The organism is Croceicoccus pelagius, assembly GCF_001661915.1.
Lineage (GTDB): Bacteria > Pseudomonadota > Alphaproteobacteria > Sphingomonadales > Sphingomonadaceae > Croceicoccus > Croceicoccus pelagius.
The window spans coordinates 172837-190553 of the sequence record NZ_LYWY01000034.1; the positions used below are offsets into that span (position 1 = coordinate 172837).

At 65.2% G+C, this 17717-nt stretch carries 17 protein-coding genes; 11 read left to right on the forward strand and 6 right to left on the reverse strand.

The window, feature by feature from the left end:
- Positions 1-20 precede the first annotated feature (20 nt).
- The 3 genes from A9D15_RS08695 to A9D15_RS08705 form a co-directional block, all read right to left on the reverse strand.
- Positions 21-875 carry a DMT family transporter gene (locus A9D15_RS08695; protein ID WP_216634385.1) on the reverse strand — a complete coding sequence of 285 codons (855 nt, stop codon included), beginning with the start codon at positions 873-875 and terminating at the stop codon, positions 21-23.
- Positions 876-1087: 212 nt separating this feature from the next.
- Positions 1088-2662, reverse strand: a complete 1575-nt coding sequence (guaA, locus tag A9D15_RS08700) for a glutamine-hydrolyzing GMP synthase (protein ID WP_066764000.1) — start codon at positions 2660-2662, stop codon at positions 1088-1090.
- Positions 2663-2711: 49 nt separating this feature from the next.
- Complete coding sequence (locus A9D15_RS08705) at positions 2712-4097, reverse strand: sugar transferase (protein ID WP_066764002.1); 1386 nt, start codon at positions 4095-4097, stop codon at positions 2712-2714.
- A gap of 249 nt (positions 4098-4346) precedes the next feature.
- Between A9D15_RS08705 and A9D15_RS08710 the strand changes: the two genes are divergently transcribed.
- The 8 genes from A9D15_RS08710 to A9D15_RS08745 all read left to right on the forward strand — a co-directional run bounded on the left by A9D15_RS08710 (position 4347) and on the right by A9D15_RS08745 (position 12466).
- Positions 4347-5252 (forward strand): pirin family protein, encoded by a 906-nt coding sequence (locus A9D15_RS08710; protein ID WP_066764003.1) that lies wholly within the window; start codon positions 4347-4349, stop codon positions 5250-5252.
- 36 nt (positions 5253-5288) lie between these two features.
- Entirely contained in the window at positions 5289-5951 is a 663-nt protein-coding gene (hisG, locus tag A9D15_RS08715) for an ATP phosphoribosyltransferase (protein ID WP_066764005.1), read from the forward strand.
- A complete protein-coding gene (gene hisD, locus A9D15_RS08720; RefSeq protein WP_066764007.1) occupies positions 5951-7255 on the forward strand; it encodes a histidinol dehydrogenase in 1305 nt (434 codons plus the stop codon). The genes hisG and hisD overlap by 1 nt, the downstream gene beginning before the upstream one ends.
- A 4-nt stretch (positions 7256-7259) precedes the next feature.
- The gene (locus tag A9D15_RS08725; RefSeq protein ID WP_066764009.1) at positions 7260-7787 is read left to right on the forward strand and encodes a DUF1993 domain-containing protein; all 528 of its coding nucleotides are present in this window, start codon (positions 7260-7262) and stop codon (positions 7785-7787) included.
- The gene (nusB, locus tag A9D15_RS08730; protein WP_066764014.1) at positions 7784-8227 is read left to right on the forward strand and encodes a transcription antitermination factor NusB; all 444 of its coding nucleotides are present in this window, start codon (positions 7784-7786) and stop codon (positions 8225-8227) included. Before A9D15_RS08725 ends, nusB begins: the two co-directional genes overlap by 4 nt.
- Before the next feature lies 1 nt (position 8228).
- A complete protein-coding gene (thiL, locus tag A9D15_RS08735) occupies positions 8229-9131 on the forward strand; it encodes a thiamine-phosphate kinase (RefSeq protein ID WP_066764018.1) in 903 nt (300 codons plus the stop codon).
- A gap of 113 nt (positions 9132-9244) precedes the next feature.
- Positions 9245-11410 (forward strand): sodium-translocating pyrophosphatase, encoded by a 2166-nt coding sequence (locus A9D15_RS08740; protein WP_066764019.1) that lies wholly within the window; start codon positions 9245-9247, stop codon positions 11408-11410.
- Positions 11411-11545: 135 nt separating this feature from the next.
- Positions 11546-12466, forward strand: a complete 921-nt coding sequence (locus tag A9D15_RS08745; RefSeq protein WP_066764022.1) for an acyl-CoA thioesterase — start codon at positions 11546-11548, stop codon at positions 12464-12466.
- A gap of 87 nt (positions 12467-12553) precedes the next feature.
- On the opposite strand, the gene A9D15_RS08750 is transcribed toward A9D15_RS08745, so the two are convergent.
- From A9D15_RS08750 to A9D15_RS08760, 3 genes are read right to left on the reverse strand one after another with little or no spacing between them, the layout of a single operon-like run.
- Positions 12554-14014: an SPOR domain-containing protein gene (locus tag A9D15_RS08750; protein ID WP_066764024.1), complete on the reverse strand. Its 1461-nt coding sequence runs from the start codon at positions 14012-14014 to the stop codon at positions 12554-12556.
- Between the two features lie 40 nt (positions 14015-14054).
- Entirely contained in the window at positions 14055-14774 is a 720-nt protein-coding gene (locus tag A9D15_RS08755) for a hypothetical protein (protein WP_066764026.1), read from the reverse strand.
- Positions 14775-14789: 15 nt separating this feature from the next.
- Positions 14790-15509: a ParA family protein gene (locus A9D15_RS08760; RefSeq protein ID WP_066764028.1), complete on the reverse strand. Its 720-nt coding sequence runs from the start codon at positions 15507-15509 to the stop codon at positions 14790-14792.
- A 109-nt stretch (positions 15510-15618) separates the two neighbouring features.
- On the opposite strand from A9D15_RS08760, the gene A9D15_RS08765 reads away from it, so the two are divergent.
- The 3 genes from A9D15_RS08765 (at position 15619) to bfr (ending at position 17714) form a co-directional block, all read left to right on the forward strand.
- On the forward strand, positions 15619-16875 hold the full coding sequence (locus A9D15_RS08765) for a DUF418 domain-containing protein (RefSeq protein WP_066764032.1): 1257 nt from the start codon (positions 15619-15621) through the stop codon (positions 16873-16875).
- Positions 16876-16956: 81 nt separating this feature from the next.
- On the forward strand, positions 16957-17133 hold the full coding sequence (locus A9D15_RS08770) for a (2Fe-2S)-binding protein (RefSeq protein WP_066764034.1): 177 nt from the start codon (positions 16957-16959) through the stop codon (positions 17131-17133).
- 98 nt (positions 17134-17231) lie between these two features.
- Positions 17232-17714, forward strand: coding sequence for a bacterioferritin (gene bfr, locus A9D15_RS08775; RefSeq protein ID WP_066764036.1), 483 nt, complete (start codon positions 17232-17234; stop codon positions 17712-17714).
- The last annotated feature ends 3 nt before the right edge of the window (positions 17715-17717 follow it).

Here is a 17717-nt window from a genome sequence, read left to right on the forward strand (position 1 = left end):
AGCGATGCTGCAAGCGCGCATCACTTGCGCAGGGTAAGGACGATACCGCCGATGATCATCGCGCCTGCAATGGCAAGCCGCAGCGTCAGCGGCTCGGCCAGCGTGACCGCCGCGATCAGAGCCGCCGCGACGGGGGTGGCCAGTTGCACCGTGGCGACCGTGGCAAGCCCCAGACGCGGCGCTACCGCGTACCACGCGACATAGCCCAGCCCCGACGTGATCGCGCCCGCCACGATTGCTAGCCAGATGCCGCCGGTAGTCGCGTCGGATAGGTCATGCGGGCCCAGCACCACGACAAGCACCAAGGCCATCGGCGTTGCGATCAAAAAGTTCGCAGCCGTTCGCCGCGCAGGATCCCCCGCCCCGCGCCCCAGAAGCGTGTAGATGCCCCACGCCACGCCCGCGATTGCCATCAGCACTGCCGCAAAGGCATCATCGGGTACCGATGCCGCCGGCGCGATCAGCCAGGCAACACCGGCGAGCGCGAGAACCAGCCCGGCAAGGCCCGCCACGCCCGGTCTTTCGCCACGCGCCATACCGATCACCATGATCGTAGCCTGCACGCATGCGAACAGCACCAGCGCGCCCGTCCCTGCCGGAAGCGCGATATAGGCAAAGGAAAATCCGGCGGCGTAAACGAATAGCAAAAAGGCACCGGGCAGGTCCGAGATGCGCGGCAATCCTCGCTTTACAAACACCGGCAGCAGGATCGCCGCCCCGCTTGCCAGCCGCACCAGCGTATAGCCGCCCGCATCGATCGAACCGCCCCCGATCGCCGCGCGCGCCAGCAGCGAATTGCCCGCAAAGGCGGCGATGGCCAGCACCGCCAGAAAAAGCAGCACGGAAGGCCGCATCGCGCGTTCGAGTTCGGGCATCGGCTCTCCTCTATCCGCAGCCAAGACTAGCGGAGCAAAGCGCGAAGGCCATTGTCAAAAGGTCGCGTGAATTGGGTGTCGGGCCACGCTTCGCTTGCGCTCGCGAGCAACCTCCCAATTCCGTCCTCCGGACTACGAGAGGTCGCTCTACGCTTCGCTTGCGCTCGCGAGTGATCCGCCGAAACCGTCCCCCGGACGGTTTCGCGTCAGGATCACTCCCATTCGATCGTCCCCGGCGGCTTCGAGGTGTAGTCGTAGACCACGCGGTTGATGCCCTGCACTTCGTTGACGATGCGGGTCGCCACGTTCGACAGGAAAGCCCCGTCGAAGGGATAGACATCCGCCGTCATACCATCGGTGCTGGTCACGGCGCGCAGGCCGCAGACGCTGTCATAGGTGCGCGCATCACCCATGACGCCGACGGTGCGGACCGGCAGCAGCACGGCAAAGGCCTGCCAGATCGCGTCGTAAAGGCCGGCGTTGCGGATTTCTTCAAGGTAGATCGCGTCGGCCTTGCGCAGGATGTCGCACTTTTCCTTGGTGACTTCGCCCGGAATGCGGATCGCAAGGCCCGGTCCCGGGAAGGGATGGCGACCCACGAAGATTTCGGGCAGGCCCAGCTCGCGGCCCAGTTCGCGGACCTCGTCCTTGAACAGTTCGCGAAGCGGCTCGACCAGCTTCATGTTCATGCGTTCGGGCAGGCCGCCGACGTTGTGGTGGCTTTTGATCGTGACGCTGGGCCCGCCGGTGAAGGAAACAGATTCGATCACATCAGGGTACAGCGTGCCCTGCGCCAGGAAGTCCGCGCCGCCGATCTTCTTCGCCTCTTCCTCGAACAGGTCGATGAAGGCCCCGCCGATGAACTTGCGCTTCTTTTCAGGGTCGGTTTGCCCTGCAAGCCCGCCAAGGAACATCTCTTCCGCGTCCACGTGGACGAGCGGGATGTTGTAGTGGTCGCGGAACAGGGTGACGACCTGCTGCGCCTCGTTCATGCGCATCAACCCGTGGTCGACGAAAACGCAAGTCAGCTGGTCGCCGATCGCCTCGTGGATAAGGACGGCGGCCACCGCGCTGTCGACGCCGCCCGAAAGGCCGCAGATGACCTTGCCATCGCCCACCTGTTCGCGGATTTCAGCGATCTTGGTGTCGCGGAACTGGGCCATCGTCCAGTCGCCCGCGCAGCCGCAGACGTGGCGCACGAAGTTTGCGATCAGCTTGCCGCCGTCGGGCGTGTGGACCACTTCGGGGTGGAACTGCGTGCCGTAATACTTGCGGCTCTCGTCCGCGATGACCGCGAAAGGCGCGCCGTCGCTGGTGGCGACGATCTCGAAACCGGGCGCGAACTGCGTGACCTTGTCGCCGTGGCTCATCCAGACCTGGTGACGCTCACCTTCCGACCAGAGGCCGTCGAACAGGGCGCAGTCCTTCGTCACGGTCAGGAAAGCGCGGCCGAACTCGCCACCTTCGCCGGTTTCGTGCCCGGGGCGCACTTCGCCGCCAAGCTGGTGCGTCATGACCTGCTGGCCATAGCAGATGCCAAGGATCGGCAGGCCGCTGTCGAACAGGCACTGCGGCGCGCGCGGGCTGCCGTCTTCGGGCACGCTGGCGGGCGAACCCGACAGGATGATGCCGGTCGGCTTCATGCGGGCAAACGCCTCTTCCGCCATCGTGAAGGGCGCGATCTCGGAATAGACCCCGGCCTCGCGCACGCGGCGGGCGATCAGCTGGGTAACCTGGCTGCCGAAATCGACGATGAGGATGGAGTCGTGGTGAAGCGCGTCAGTCATGGCCGCGCGATAGGAAGCAAGCGCGATTCTGTCCAGCGCGGGAGTGCGCTCAATAAGCCCGCGGGTGGATCAGCACGCGGATGGTGGCAAGAACGATGCGTAAGTCGCGCCAGATCGACCAGCCGTTGCGATATTCAAGGTCCGCCTGAAGCCGGGCACGCAAGTGATCTTCATGATCGGTCGCGCCGCGATGGCCGCGCACTTGTGCAAGACCGGTAAGGCCGGGCTTGAGCGCATGGCGTTCCCAGTAGCGGCGATCGACCTGCCAGTAGAGCTTCGTCCCCGCCTTCGCCATCGGCGCATGAGGGCGCGGACCGACGATGCTCATCTGTCCGGTCAACACGTTGACAAGCTGCGGCAGCTCGTCGATCGAGGTCGCGCGAATAAACTGGCCCACCCGCGTCACGCGCGGATCGTCGCGGCTGGTCAGACGGTCCGCTTTTGTATCGCACTGATCCACACGCATCGAACGGAACTTCAGCATCCGGAACGTGCGGTTGCCCTGCCCCAGCCGGTCCTGCCGGAACAGCACCGGCCCGCGATCCTCGCGCAGGATCGCCAGCGCGACGATCGCGAAAACGGGTGAAAGCAAGACCAGCGCGGCCAGCGAGAAGACCAGATCGAACCCGCGCTTCACGATACGGTGATGCGGCGCCAGCGGGTGCGCGGCGACGACCAGCGTCCCGCGATTGCCGACGCGCCCTGCGCCGATCACGCCCAGCCTGTCGACTTGCGCGTCGATGATCTCCCCGCGTGCATCGAAGCTTTTGAGCACTTCGGCCCAGCGTTCGCGGCGATCTTCGGGGCAGCAGACGACGACACGGTCCATCCGGTGCATCAGGTCCCCGATGCGGCCCAGCATGAACGGATCGTCGGCATCGGGTTCGAGCCCCATCGTCCGCGCCTCTGCCCTTCGCGCCCATGCGACATCGGCGCAGCGGGCGCCGTCCTCTATCAACAGTATTCGCTCGGCCACCGCGTTGCAGGTGCCGCGCACATGGATCGCGACGACCATCCGGCAGACCGCGACGAGGCAGATGCCCAGAAGGACACCCGTCACCGATGCAGCGCGCGATACGTCCTGCGTCGCCTTTACCGCGAAAAGCACGAACATCCCTGCGGACGCGGCGTAGAGCATGGCCCGCCCGCCCCGCGCTGCCGAGGCCAAGGGGGAAAGCAGGGTGCGACCCTGGTAGGCACCCGAAACAATCGCCGCGCCGACGGTCAGCGGCGGCAGAAGCCCGGCGAAATCCATCGTGCGGTGAGAGAAGGGAATTCCGGAAAGCGCACAGGCCACGAAAAGCGCGAGATTGACCGCCGCCCCGTCGAGAACCGCGACCGCGCCCTGCACGGCAAGGCGTCGGCCCTGTCCCAGCCCGGTGGGCCGGTTGCGGACAGCATTTTCCGCGCTGCAAATCGAAGAGATTGCGTTCATCTGCGATCGTGTCCGCCCGGCATGACATCCGGGCAGGCCACCCCTTTGAACCCTGTTGCGATACGTGAAGAGCCTAGGGTCTGGAGTCAGCGCAGTGAATTTGAACAAAGTCCGTTACTAAGCGAAAACACGCAGTTAGACGCTGTTTTACCCCCGGATCGAACCTATCCGGGGCCAAGTCGCCGCGGACATGACACGGACACCTTTTGCGGGCACTGTGTCGCTCGCAAATCGGAGGACACCGCCAACATGAGCATCGACGACAATTCGCCTTTCACCATGACGGTCGATCCGGTCAGCCACGATCTCGGCGGGTTCACTGTGCGCCGCGCGGTTCCTTCTCCGCGATGCCGGATGGTCGGGCCTTTCGTGTTCGTTGACGAATTCGGTCCGGCGCAGCTTCGCCCCGGCGACGCGATGGACGTGCGCCCGCACCCGCACATCAACCTGTCGACCGTGACGTACCTCATCGAAGGCGCGATCGATCACCGCGATTCGCTCGGTTCCTTCGCGACGATCCGACCCGGCGCGGTCAACCTGATGACGGCGGGCAGCGGCATCGTCCATTCCGAACGCACCCCGCAGAAGGAACGCGAAACCGGATTTGCGCTCTACGGCATGCAGACGTGGCTGGCGCTTCCCGAAAGGCTCGAGGAAATCGACCCCGCTTTCGAAAGCATCGCGGCAGACGACCTGCCGATCATCACCGACACCGGCATCAGCGCGCGGGTCATCATGGGCAAGCTCTGGGGCGAGGTCGCGCCCACGACCTGCCATGCAGAGACGATCTATGCCGACATCGCGCTGGAGGCAGCCGCATCGGTCCCGATCGAGGCGGAAGCGGACGAGCGCGCCGTCATGCTGATCGGCGGCGAGGCGAGCGTCGATGGCGAACCGCTCGACCTCTATGCCCTTCATGTCCTGCGGCCCGGCATGGCGATGACGCTGTCCAGCAAGTCGGGCGCACGCGTCATGCTGCTGGGCGGGGAAACGATGGGCCGCCGCACGGTGTGGTGGAACTTCGTGTCGAGCAGGCGAGAGCGGATCGAACAGGCGAAAGAGGATTGGCAGGAAGGGCGTTTCCCCAAGGTTCCGGGCGATGAAAAGGAATTCATCCCGATTCCCGAAAAGCCCAATACCGTCAGTTACCCCTAGCCTAAGCGGGCCATGCGGCCTATCTGCGCGCCTGTCATGACCGCAACGCTCACATTCGCCGTGCCCAAGGGGCGCATCCTGGAAGAGGCGCTTCCGCTGATGGCGCGCGCCGGTATCGTTCCCGAAGCAGGCTTCCACGACAAGAAGAACCGTTCGCTGTCGTTCGCCTGCGAAGACCCGTCGATGCGCATCATCCGCGTGCGCGCCTTCGACGTGGCGACGTTCGTCGCGCATGGCGCGGCCCATGCCGGTATCGTGGGTTCCGACGTGATCGAGGAATTCGACTATCCCGATCTCTACGCGCCGGTCGACCTTGGCATCGGATACTGCCGCCTGTCGATCGCAGAGCCGAAGGAAGGCACCGCCGGCGAAGCGGACAATGCCAGCCACATGCGTGTTGCGACCAAATACCCCAACCTCACCCGTCGCTGGTTCGAGGCCAAGGGCATCCAGGCCGAATGCGTGAAGCTGAACGGCGCGATGGAACTTGCGCCCTCGCTGGGCCTTGCGACGCGCATCGTCGACCTTGTTTCCACCGGCACGACGCTGCGCGAGAACGGTCTTGTCGAGACGGCGGAGCTTCTGCCCGTTTCCGCGCGCCTTATCGTCAACCGCGCGGCGCTGAAAACGCACCCTGAACGGCTCGGCGCGCTGATCGACAGCTTCCGCGCGCTTGCGGCAGAGCCCAAGGCTGCCTGATGAAACGGCTCGTCACTTCCGATCCCGGCTTTGAAAAGGCGTTCAAGCGCCTTGTCGCCGACCGGCGCGAGGCGGACGACGATGTCGGCCGCGACGTGACCCGCATCCTCGAACGCGTGCGTGCAGAGGGTGACGAAGCGCTGGTCGATTACACCAAGCGGTTTGACCACTGGGATCTGGCCAGCGACGACGACTGGCGCATCGGGGCCGACGCTTGCGCTGCGGCCTATCACGCATTGGACGGCGTGCTGCGCGATGCGCTGGAAACTGCGGCGGATCGCGTGCGCGCCTATCACGAAGCGCAGATGCCGCAGCGCCGCGATTATCGCGATGAAGCGGGCGTGCGGCTTGGCGCGATCTGGCGGCCGGTCGATGCGGCGGGTCTTTACGTGCCCGGTGGCCGTGCGGCCTATCCCTCCTCGCTCATCATGAACGCCATTCCCGCCAAGGTCGCGGGTGTCGAGCGGCTCGCCGTCGTCACGCCGACGCCGCGCGGGCACGTCAATCCGCTGGTCCTGGCCGCCGCGCATATCGCGGGCGTGGACGAGATCTGGCGCATCGGCGGCGCGCAGGCCGTGGGCGCGCTCGCCTATGGCACAGATCGCATCGCGCCGGTCGACGTCATCACCGGCCCCGGCAATGCCTGGGTGGCAGAGGCGAAGCGCCAGCTTTACGGCACCGTCGGCATCGACATGGTCGCAGGGCCAAGCGAGATCCTCGTCATCGCGGACAAGGACAACGACCCCGGCTTCATCGCCGCCGACCTGCTTTCGCAGGCTGAGCACGACCCCGTCGCGCAGTCGATCCTGATTACCGACGATGCAGAGTTTGCCGACCGCGTGGCAGACCGCGTGGGCGTGGAACTCGCCCAGCTCGCGACCCGCAAGGTGGCCGAACAGTCATGGAAGGACCACGGCGTCATCATCGAAGTCGCATCGCTGGACGAAGCCCCCGCGCTCGCCAATGCGCTGGCGGCGGAACACGTCGAGCTGGCCGTTGCCGATCCCGAACCGCTGCTGGAATCGATCCGGCACGCAGGCTCCATCTTCATGGGCCGTTCGACGCCCGAGGCTATCGGGGATTATGTCGCGGGGCCCAACCACGTCTTGCCCACGGGCCGCCGCGCGCGTTTTGCCAGCGGGCTTTCCGTGCTCGATTTCATGAAACGCACCAGCTTCATCCAGCTTGACGACGATGCGCTGGCCGCGATCGGCCCCGCCGCCGTCGCGCTGGCCGAAGCGGAAGGGCTGCCCGCCCACGCCCGCTCGGTTTCGATCCGGCTGGACCGCCGCAGGGGAGAATAACACTATGCCCATCACGCTCTATGATGCTTTCGTGCCGACCTGCCTGCAGCAGCTGGGCGCGGTTTCCGGCCTGCTCGACAAGGCGGAGGCGCATTGCGCGGCTAACGGGTGGGAACCTGAAAAGGTCATCCAGGCAAAACTGGCCCCCGACATGTTCGATTTCGCCTATCAGGTGAAATCCTGCTACACCCATTCGGCCCTTGCCGTCGAAGGGGCAAAGGCCGGCACATTCAGCCCGAACATGGCCGATGCGCCAACGACTTTCGAAGGGCTGAAGGCGCTGATCGCCGAAGCCGTTACCGCGATGAACGCGGTCACGGTGGACGAGATGGAAGCCCTGATCGGCAAAGACGCGCAGTTCGCCTTTCGCGACTTTCGCATCCCCTTCACGGCCGAGAATTTCCTGCTGAGCTTCTCGCTCCCCAATTTCCAGTTTCACGCGACCACGACGTACGCGCTGCTGCGCCACCTTGGCATAGAGGTCGGCAAGCGCGACTATCTGGGCGCCATGCGAATGAAGACGGACCAATGAACGCACGATCCCAGTCCCGCTCCGCCGCGCGTCTCGCGGCGGTTCAGGCCCTGTACCAGATGGACATGGAGAAGACCCCGCTGGCGCGGCTTCTCGACGAATTCCACCAGCACCGCCTCGGCCGCGAGATCGAGGACGAGCAGTACGCCGACGCCGAAGTCGGGTTCTTCGACGATGTCGTGAAGGGCGTCGACGCGCGCCGTGACGAGATCGACGAGCTGGTGTCGGGCAAGCTGGCCGAGGGTTGGTCGCTAAAGCGGCTCGACCGCACGATGATCCAGATCCTGCGCTGCGGCGCTTACGAACTTCTGGCCCGCAGCGACGTGCCCAAGGCCGCCGTGATCACCGAATATGTCGACGTCGCCCATGCCTTCTTCGAAGAGCGCGAGGCGAAGTTCGTGAACGGATTGCTCGACGCGATCGGCAAGGACGTCCGCTGACGTGAGGGAAAGCGGCGAGGAACGTTTCATCGCCGCCCTGCGCGCCATCGCGACATCGCCCGGCGCGCGGGGCCTTGCCGACGATGCCGCCGAACTGAGGCTCACCAACACCACGCTTGTCGTCACTCACGACATGATGGTCGAAGGCGTCCACTGGCTGCCCGAACAGGACGCAGCCGACGTCGCCTACAAGCTGGTTGCGGTGAACCTGTCTGACCTTGCCGCCAAGGGCGCGATGCCGCAGGCGCTGTTGCTCGGCTACATGCTGGGCGATGCCGACTGGGACGCGCGCTTTGCCCAGGGGCTGGCCGATGCGGTCGAGGCTTTCGGCGTGCCGCTGCTGGGCGGCGACACCGTGTCCACGCCTGCGGGAAGCGCGCGAAGCGTCGGGCTGACCGCGATCGGCCGCCCCGCCGTGGTCCCCGCCCCCTCGCGCACAGACGCCCGGCCTGGACAAGCGCTTTGGGTAACGGGCGAACTGGGCGGCGCTCTCGCGGGATTCGAGGCGATGCAGGCCGGTTCTGCGGACGCTGCCCTTACCCGCCCCTTCCGCCGCCCTGACCCGCGTATCGAGGAAGGCCTCGCCATCGCCCCGATGGCTGGCGCGACGATGGACGTGTCCGACGGCCTGCTGCTCGACGCCGCCCGCATGGCCGAAGCCAGCGGCACCACCATCGCCATCGACAGCGCCGCCGTGCCGGTCTGTGCAGCGCTTGCCGATCGCCGCATCGACGCGATGACCTGGGGCGACGATTACGAGCTTCTTTTCACCCTGCCGGAAAGCAAAGAGCCGTCATTTGCCGCCACGCGCATCGGCACTGTCCTGCCGCGCGGCGACCATCGGCTGCTGCTCGATGGGGAACCTCCGGCCACGCAAACCCGGCTGGGATACCGCCACGGCTGACCTCGAAATGGCCTGTGCACAGCGCGCTTGCGCCGCGCCCGATACTGTGTAGCTTCCCTTCCCGACGCCCGGACCAACAATGGGGCGCGGACAAAACAGGAGGGGATTCCAACGTGGATCTAGTTACGATTGCTATCGTGCTGGGACTGCTTGCCGTCGTGTACGGCTTTGTCACCAGTCGCCAGGTTCTGGGCGCTGCCGCGGGCAGCGCGAGAATGCAGGAAATCGCCGCCGCTGTTCAGGAAGGGGCTCAGGCCTATCTGAAGCGGCAATATACCACCATCGCCATCGTCGGGGTCATCGTCGCGATCCTCGTCGCCGTGTTTCTCGGCATGGTCAGCGCCATCGGCTTCGTGATCGGCGCGATCCTTTCGGGCGTTGCAGGCTTCATCGGGATGAACATCTCGGTCCGCGCAAACGTGCGTACGGCAGCGGCGGCGCAGACGGGCCTGCAGGAGGGCCTGACCCTCGCCTTCCGCGCCGGTGCGATCACCGGCATGCTGGTGGCGGGCCTTGCCCTGCTAGCGATCGCCGGTTTCTACGGCTACCTCACGATGCTGGCCGGATACACGGTCGGCGGCGATGACCGCACGGTCGTCGACGCGCTTGTCGCGCTGGCCTTCGGTGCCTCGCTGATCTCGATCTTCGCGCGTCTTGGCGGCGGCATCTTCACCAAGGCCGCGGACGTGGGCGCAGACCTCGTCGGAAAGGTCGAGGCGGGCATTCCCGAAGACGATCCGCGGAACCCCGCGGTCATCGCGGACAACGTGGGCGACAACGTCGGCGACTGCGCCGGCATGGCGGCCGACCTGTTCGAGACTTACGTCGTGACCGTCGGCGCAACCATGGTGCTGACCGCATTGCTGCTTTCGGGCGTTCCGCAGCTCGCCGGCCTCATGGCGCTGCCCTTGCTGATCGGCGGTTCGTGCATCGTCACCTCGATCATCGGCACCTACTTTGTTCGACTTGGCAAGTCGCAGTCGATCATGGGCGCGATGTACAAGGGCTTCCTTGTCACCGCCATCCTGTCGATCCCCGCGATCTACATCGTCACGCAGCTTGCGCTGGGCGACATGAACGCGCCGATTCAGGCAGGCGATCCGGGCCTGGTCGCAAACGTCGATCCGGGCATGCCCCTGTCGGAAGAAGGCACGGCCAGCCAGGTCGGCGGCTTTACCGGCATGGACCTGTTTTGGTGCTCGATGCTGGGTCTTGCCATCACGGGCCTCATCATCTGGATCACCGAGTATTACACCGGCACGAACTTCCGTCCGGTGCGCTCGATCGCCAAGTCGTCGGAAACCGGCCACGGCACCAACGTGATCCAGGGCCTTGCGATCTCCATGGAGGCGACCGCGCTTCCCACGCTGGTGATCGTGGCGGGCATCATCATCGCGTACCAGTTGGCGGGCCTAATCGGTATTGCCTATGGCGCTACCGCAATGCTGGCGCTGGCCGGCATGGTCGTCGCGCTCGACGCGTACGGTCCGGTAACGGACAATGCGGGCGGTATCGCCGAAATGGCCGACATGGACGCATCGGTTCGTGAAAAGACCGACGCATTGGATGCCGTGGGCAACACCACCAAGGCCGTGACCAAGGGTTATGCGATCGGTTCGGCGGGCCTTGCGGCCCTCGTCCTGTTTGCCGCCTATACGACCGACCTTGCCCACTTCTTCCCCGATCTCGACGTCGATTTCAGCCTCGAGAACCCATACGTCATCGTCGGGCTCCTGCTCGGCGCGCTGCTCCCGTACCTGTTCGGTTCGATGGGCATGACGGCCGTGGGCCGCGCGGCGGGCGACGTGGTGAAGGACGTGCGCGAACAGTTCGCCGCCGATTCCGGCATCATGGCCGGAACCAGCAAGCCGGACTATGCCCGCACGGTCGACCTCGTCACCAAGGCGGCGATCAAGGAGATGATCGTCCCCTCGCTGCTGCCGGTGCTGGCGCCGATCGTGGTCTATTTCGTGATCACGCTGATCGCGGGCCCGCAAAACGGCTTTGCGGCGCTGGGCGCACTGCTTCTCGGCGTCATCGTGGGCGGCCTTTTCGTCGCCCTGTCGATGACTGCGGGCGGCGGCGCGTGGGACAATGCGAAGAAGTACATCGAGGACGGCAACCACGGCGGCAAGGGATCCGAAGCCCACAAGGCCGCAGTGACGGGCGATACCGTGGGCGATCCCTACAAGGATACCGCGGGCCCGGCCGTGAACCCGATGATCAAGATCACGAACATCGTGGCCCTGCTTCTGCTGGCGGCACTCGCTGCCGGTTAAGCCCTAGCCCCATGGTTGGGGTGTGGCCCCGCCCGGTCCGTCCGGGCGGGGCTTTTCTTTTGAGTGGCCGGAAATTCGCCCGCGATGCCGTAGCGGCGTTGACGGGGCGGCAGGGCCGTTCCAAGGATCCCGTCCATGACCGAAACGAAACGTTCGTTGCAGACCGGCACCGATGCCGAACGTGCAGCCATCCTCGCCGACCTCCTGACCGTCAGGGAAGTCGCCCACGACATCTTCGTCGCGCCGCGCATGCCCGATGGCGTTGGCCGAATCTTCGGCGGGCAGGTCGTGGCACAGGCGCTGGCCGCCGCGCGCCAGACGGTGGACGAAGGGCGCCAGCCCCATTCGCTTCACGCCTATTTCCTGCGCGGCGGGGACGAGGCCTATCCGATCGAACTTCGGGTCGAGCGCGACTTCGACGGCGGCAGCTTTTCCAACCGCCGCGTGATCGCCTCGCAGAACGGGTCGCCGATCCTGAACCTCACCGCCTCGTTCCAGCGCCATTCCGCGGCGCCCTCGTGGCCGGCGCCGATGCCTGATGTCCAAGGCCCCGAAGGTCTGATGGACGAACTCGATTCGCCCGCGCGCAAGCAGCCGGTGGACTTGGGCGAGCGTGTACCGGCACTCATTCGCCACCGCGCGTTCGAGATGCGGATCCCGGCCGATCACTGGGTCAATGCCAAGGCACCCGAAGGGCCGACCTTCTTCTGGTTCCGCGTCACCGCGCCGCTGTCCGACGACATGGCAGTCCACCGGCTCGCGCTGACGTACCTGTCAGACTACGGCCTCCTGGCAACGGCGCTCGTCAACCGGGGTATTCGCATCAAGTTCGACGAGGCGCGCATGGCCAGTCTCGACCATGCGCTGTGGTTCCATTCCGAAGCGCGGGTCGACGACTGGCTGTGCTTCGTCACCGATTCGCCGTTTCTCGGCGCGGGACGCGCGTTGACGCGGGGGCAGTTCTTCACGCGTGACGGCACTCTGGTCGCCACCGCGTCGCAGGAAGGCATGATCCGCCTGCCCGAAGGCAGCTACATCCCGCCCACAGCGGGATAACGACACCCGAAACGATCAGGGCGGCACCTGCCATGTGACAGGTGCCGCCCTTCATCCCCCTCCGCCACGGCGGAGCGTCAATTCGTATCAGTCGGCCTTGGCGACGCGGACCTTGTCCGAAGCCTGCTTGGCATTGGCCTTGGCGATCGGCAGACAGCCGTGGCCGCTGCTCTTTACCGCGTTGCACATGGCCGCAGCAGACTTGGCGTCAAAGCCGCCGGCAGCGACGCGGAAGTAATCGGTGCCGTCGACGCTGGCCTTGGTGATGACCGGCTGCTGGCCCTTGAGGTTCGCATAGCGCGACTGGAACACCTTCCAGCCTGCACGGGCATTCGCCTCGCTGGTGTAGGAGCCGAGCTGCGCGACGTGCGTGCCGCTGGCCGACGGGGTCGGCAGGGCGGGTGCAGCGGCCTTGGCCGAAGCCTTCGGCGCGGCCTTGACCGGAGTGACGGCGGCAACCTTGACCGGCTTCGCCTCGACCGGATCGGCCTTCTTCGTCGTGGGCTGAACAACGGCCATCTGCATCATGGCAGGCTGCGAAGCCGGAACCGACGCGGTCTGGACGCTCGATGTCTTGGCCGCTTCCTTGGTGGGGGCAGCTTCCTTGGCCGGCTGTTCCATACGGGCGACTACGACCGGTTCGCCCTTCTTCGGCGCAGGCGTTGCCGCGGGCTTTGCAACCGGCTGAGCTTCGGCAACCTTCACCGGTGCCGCCTTTACAGGTGCAGGCACCGGAGCGGCCTTGACCGGAGCAGGCTTGCTTTCAGCCATCACCGGAGCGGGGGCCGCCTTAACGGCCGGGAAGTTCGCAAGGGCGAGCTGCGCGGGCATGCCCGCATCGTCCTTGTACTCCGCGCCAACCAGACGGGCGACGCGAACGCCGACCTGATCGGGACGGGCGGTCATGGCCCATTCGGTCATGCGCTTGTCGATCACGTCGGCAGGCACGTCCTGTGCAGCCATCATGCGGGCCTCGCGCCAGCGACCGTCGAGGGCGAAGGCATAAGCGAGGTTCTGGCGGTTCTTGGGATTGTCGTTACCGGCGCGGATGTCCGATGCGATGATCTCGACGCCGCGGGCGGTTTCACCGGCCAGCGCGAAGGCGAGGCCGCGATCCGAAGCCGGAATGGCATTGCCGTGCTGGGCCAGCGTTGCAACGGCGCTGCGGGCGCTGCCGCTGCCGATTTCGGCAAGGGCCAGCATGAGCGCGGTGCGCGGGCTGTTGTCGCCCAGCGAGACCGCTTCGGCCAGGGCCTGACGGGCCGAGGCGAGACGGCCATCGCGAAGATAGGCCTTGCCCAGAAGCGTGCGGCGCGACGCATCGCGCGGATCGGCCTGAACGGCTTCCTCGGCGTAGCGAACGGCCTTGCCGGTTTCGTTCTCGGCCAGTGCCTCGCTTGCCTTCGTGACCGAACGGTCACCGGCGATCGCGGGCTGGGCGATCATGGCACCTGCCAGCATCGTGCCGGCAAGCAGCGGCGCGGCAACTGCGCCAAGGCCAAGGCGGCGGACGCGTTTCGCGGTTTGGAAGCGGATGCTCTTGCTCATCGGTTGCGGTCCTTGCTCTCGTATTCCCGGTGCGGCGGGATCAGTTCCACGAAGTGCCGGCGGGAGGCGTTGTAACACTCTTACCGGCCTGCTTTCCAAGATATTCCTCGATCGCATGCCCGGCAAAATCTGCCTCGTGCATGCCCTGGCGACCGGCGGCGGCGCGAAGCTGTTCGCGAAGGGCCGGGTTCAAGTGAAGAACGGTGATCGGTCCGCGGCCAAGGATGAGCGCCATGAAATGCGCCCAAGCGGCACGGATCTGTCCGAACAGGCCGACCGGGATTTCCTCGGCGACCGGCTCTGCATAGACAGGCTCTGCTGCGACCGGAGCGGCTGCAACCGACTGCGTTGCCGCGGCCTGCAAGCGTTCCTGCATCTCGCCAACGGGGTTCGCGGGCGGGGTCGGCGTCCATGCCGGGGCAGAGGCGTTCCATTCGCTCGCCTCGTCGTCGTAGCTGTCGGCCTCGTCCCAGTCGGGATCGCTGGACCCGCCGTTCACGTAAAGCGAATCGGCCGAATTGCTCATGGCGGTAAGGCCAATCGCGCTGCGCTGTCCGAAGTTGGGGGTGCTGGCTGCGCCGTCACCCATGTCGTTCCAGCCGCAGTCGTCCTCGGCGCCCGTCAGCCAGCCCGAAAGACCGCCTGCATTGGCCGAACCGAAACCTGCCTGCTGAACCTGCGACTGCCGGCGCATGGCCGGACGTGCTGTGCCCTTCTTGGCCAGCAGTCCTCCTGCGCCTGGTTGCATCGTACCTGCCATCACGACCTCGCCTCCTTACGACCCGGCCACGCGGCGGCCGAAGCCACCTTGCGGACGACCGCCAGCCGAAGCACCCGCGCCTGCCTTCTGGCCGGCGAAAACGGTACGACGAAAATTCTTTTCGAGACGCTCTGCAAGGTATGCCCAGAGCTGTTCGATCTCTTGTGCCGAACGGCCGTAGGGATCAATTTCCATGACGGTGCGGCCGTCGATCATCGAGGCGGCAAAGTCGGTGCGGTGGTGAAGCACAACGGGCGCGACGGTCCCGTACTGGGCAAGCGCTGCGGCGGCTTCGGAAGTGATGCGGGCCTTCGACAGGGCCGAGTTAACCACGAACACCAGCGGCTTGTTGGCGCGGGCGCAGATGTCGACGGTGGCGCCCACGGCGCGAAGGTCATGCGGAGACGGGCGCGTCGGGACGACGACCAGCTCTGCAACCGAAATCACCGACTGGATCGCCATGGTGATTGCGGGAGGCGTGTCGATGACGGCCAGCTTGAAACCCTGGTCGCGCAGCGTCACAAGGTCCTGCGCAAGGCGGGCCACGGCGGTCTGTGCGAATGCGGGGAATTCGTCCTCGCGCTCGTTCCACCAATCGGCGAGCGAGCCCTGCGGGTCGATGTCGATGAGAACTACCGGGCCTGCCCCGGCGCGCTGGGCCTGAACGGCCAGGTGACCCGACAAGGTCGTCTTGCCCGATCCACCCTTCTGTGAAGCCAATGCGAGTACGCGCACCGATGATCCCCTTCAGTGACACTGATATGCTGGCTGCCACTCTTGCGGTGTAACCCTAATTTTGCGTTAAGACTGGCCGGATAGCGCGATAAAAAGGCCGACGCGGCACATGACGGATGACAATTCGCAGCCTCAAGTGGTTGCAGATACCAGAAGAATCCCCGTCATCGACCTTGCCCGCGGTTTCGCGATCCTGGGCATCCTGGTGATCAACGTGACGACGATGGCGGGACCGGGGCTCGCATCGGGCACGCCTGACTGGCACGGCCATGCCGGGGCGCATGATTGGGCAAGCTTCACGGTCACTTGGTTGTTTTTCGAGGGAAAGATGCGCGCCCTGTTCGCGACGCTTTTCGGGGTAAGCCTCGCGCTATTCCTGTCGCGCGGCGACGAAGGGGCGCGCATCGTGGAACAGGTCCGCCGCCTCTTGTGGCTGGCGATCTTCGGCTATTTGCACTTCGCGCTGTTCTGGTGGGGAGACATCCTGTTCACTTATGCGATCGCGGGGATGATCGCTCTGTTGTTCAAGGACCTGCCGCCATCGCGGCTCTTCATCATGGGAATCGGCGCCTACATGTTCGTTAGCTTTGCCGCGGCCGGACAGGTCTGGTCGACACTGGTCGCGGCGCACGCAGTCCATGCCGGAACGGCGAGCGAGATGGAGGCCGGATTCGTCGCGCAGAACGCGGCCTTCTTTGCCGAGCGGTCGGGCATGAAGATGGCCGAATATGCCCTGCCCTTCTGGCAGGCGGTGCAATACCGGATGACGGTGATGCCGACCTACCCCTTCACACTGGCGTCGGAGGCGGTGTTTGAAGCGCTGCCGCTGATGCTGTGCGGGATGGCGCTGGCGCGCAGCGGGTTCTTCACCGGCGCATGGCCGCGCAAGTGGCTGATGTTGATGGCCATCGTCGGCGCGGCGCTCGGGCTGGGCTGGTATGGCGCGATGCTGGCTTACGAGGCGTCACAGGGCTTCGGCATCGTGGCCGCCAGCCTGCTCCCTTACCGGATCGGACTGATCGGGCGGTTCTTGATGACAGCAAGCTACCTCGCGCTGATCGCATTGTTCGGCGCGTACCTAGTGCGCGGATGGCTTGGCCAGCGAATCGCGGCGGCAGGGCGCATGGCGTTCAGCAACTACCTCGGATCAACCGTGGTGATGACGTTCCTGCTGCACGGTTGGGGGCTTGGCCTTGCTGCCCGCGAATATGGCCACACCGCGCTGATGGCCTTTGTCCTGCTGGGCTGGGCGCTCATTCTCGGCTGGTCGAAACCGTGGCTTGCGCGCTTTGGTATCGGCCCGCTCGAATGGCTGTGGCGCATGCTGGCCGGCGTCGGCATCCGCAAGGCGAGAACTGCGTCCTGAGCTCGCAAAAAATCGCCATTTGATTTTGCAATCAATTCTCATTAACAAGATTGCAGAGGCAACGGAGAGGCCGATTCGACGATGTACCTTTGCATCTGCAATGCGATCCGGGAAAAAGACTTCCGCACTCTCGCCCCCCTGTGCGGCGGCGATGCGGAGGAGATCTATCGTGAACTGGGCCACGAGCCGCAGTGCCGCCAGTGCCTGGAAGAAGCGAACGACATCCTGTGCGAAATGGGCTGCGCCTGCGCCGCCTGAACCGCGGATAAGAGGCGTTCTCAACAGGCGTTTATCCTTGCGCCAAAGGTTCCAAGCGACCATCAGAACCCCTGATCCGAAAGCAGGAGTCCGGTCCGATGAAGGGTGATGCAAAAGTCATCGAGTACCTGAACAAGGCGCTCACCAACGAACTAACCGCCGTCAACCAGTACTGGCTGCACTACCGCATGCTCGACAACTGGGGCGTGGCGAAACTGGCCGAGTTTGAGCGGCACGAATCCATCGACGAAATGAAACACGCCGATCAGCTGGCGGACCGTATCCTGTTCCTTGACGGGCTGCCCAATTTCCAGGCGATCGGAAAGCTGAAGATCGGCGAGAACGTCGAGGAAATCCTCAAGGCCGACCTCGCCCTTGAAAACGAGGCGATTCCCCTGCTGCGCGACGCCATCGCGCATTGCGAGGAAGTGCGCGATTATGTCAGCCGCGACCTGTTCACCGCGATTCTCGATAGCGAGGAAGACCACGTGGACCACCTCGAAAAGCAGTTCGACATGATCGAGCGGATGGGCATCGAAAACTATGTCCAGCTCAATTCGAAGCCCGTCCACGACGAGTAGTTC

Bases quoted from the DNA above. Each gene is read 5' to 3' on its own strand.
- bfr (WP_066764036.1), top strand. From the start codon at position 17,232: ATGAAGGGTGATGCAAAAGTCATCGAGTACCTGAACAAGGCGCTCACC.
- A9D15_RS08705 (WP_066764002.1), bottom strand. From the start codon at position 4,097: ATGAACGCAATCTCTTCGATTTGCAGCGCGGAAAATGCTGTCCGCAAC.
- A9D15_RS08725 (WP_066764009.1), top strand. From the start codon at position 7,260: ATGCCCATCACGCTCTATGATGCTTTCGTGCCGACCTGCCTGCAGCAG.
- hisG (WP_066764005.1), top strand. From the start codon at position 5,289: ATGACCGCAACGCTCACATTCGCCGTGCCCAAGGGGCGCATCCTGGAA.
- A9D15_RS08745 (WP_066764022.1), top strand. From the start codon at position 11,546: ATGACCGAAACGAAACGTTCGTTGCAGACCGGCACCGATGCCGAACGT.
- A9D15_RS08750 (WP_066764024.1), bottom strand. From the start codon at position 14,014: ATGAGCAAGAGCATCCGCTTCCAAACCGCGAAACGCGTCCGCCGCCTT.
- guaA (WP_066764000.1), bottom strand. From the start codon at position 2,662: ATGACTGACGCGCTTCACCACGACTCCATCCTCATCGTCGATTTCGGC.
- A9D15_RS08755 (WP_066764026.1), bottom strand. From the start codon at position 14,774: ATGGCAGGTACGATGCAACCAGGCGCAGGAGGACTGCTGGCCAAGAAG.
- nusB (WP_066764014.1), top strand. From the start codon at position 7,784: ATGAACGCACGATCCCAGTCCCGCTCCGCCGCGCGTCTCGCGGCGGTT.
- A9D15_RS08770 (WP_066764034.1), top strand. From the start codon at position 16,957: ATGTACCTTTGCATCTGCAATGCGATCCGGGAAAAAGACTTCCGCACT.
- A9D15_RS08765 (WP_066764032.1), top strand. From the start codon at position 15,619: ATGACGGATGACAATTCGCAGCCTCAAGTGGTTGCAGATACCAGAAGA.
- hisD (WP_066764007.1), top strand. From the start codon at position 5,951: ATGAAACGGCTCGTCACTTCCGATCCCGGCTTTGAAAAGGCGTTCAAG.
- A9D15_RS08710 (WP_066764003.1), top strand. From the start codon at position 4,347: ATGAGCATCGACGACAATTCGCCTTTCACCATGACGGTCGATCCGGTC.
- A9D15_RS08695 (WP_216634385.1), bottom strand. From the start codon at position 875: ATGCCCGAACTCGAACGCGCGATGCGGCCTTCCGTGCTGCTTTTTCTG.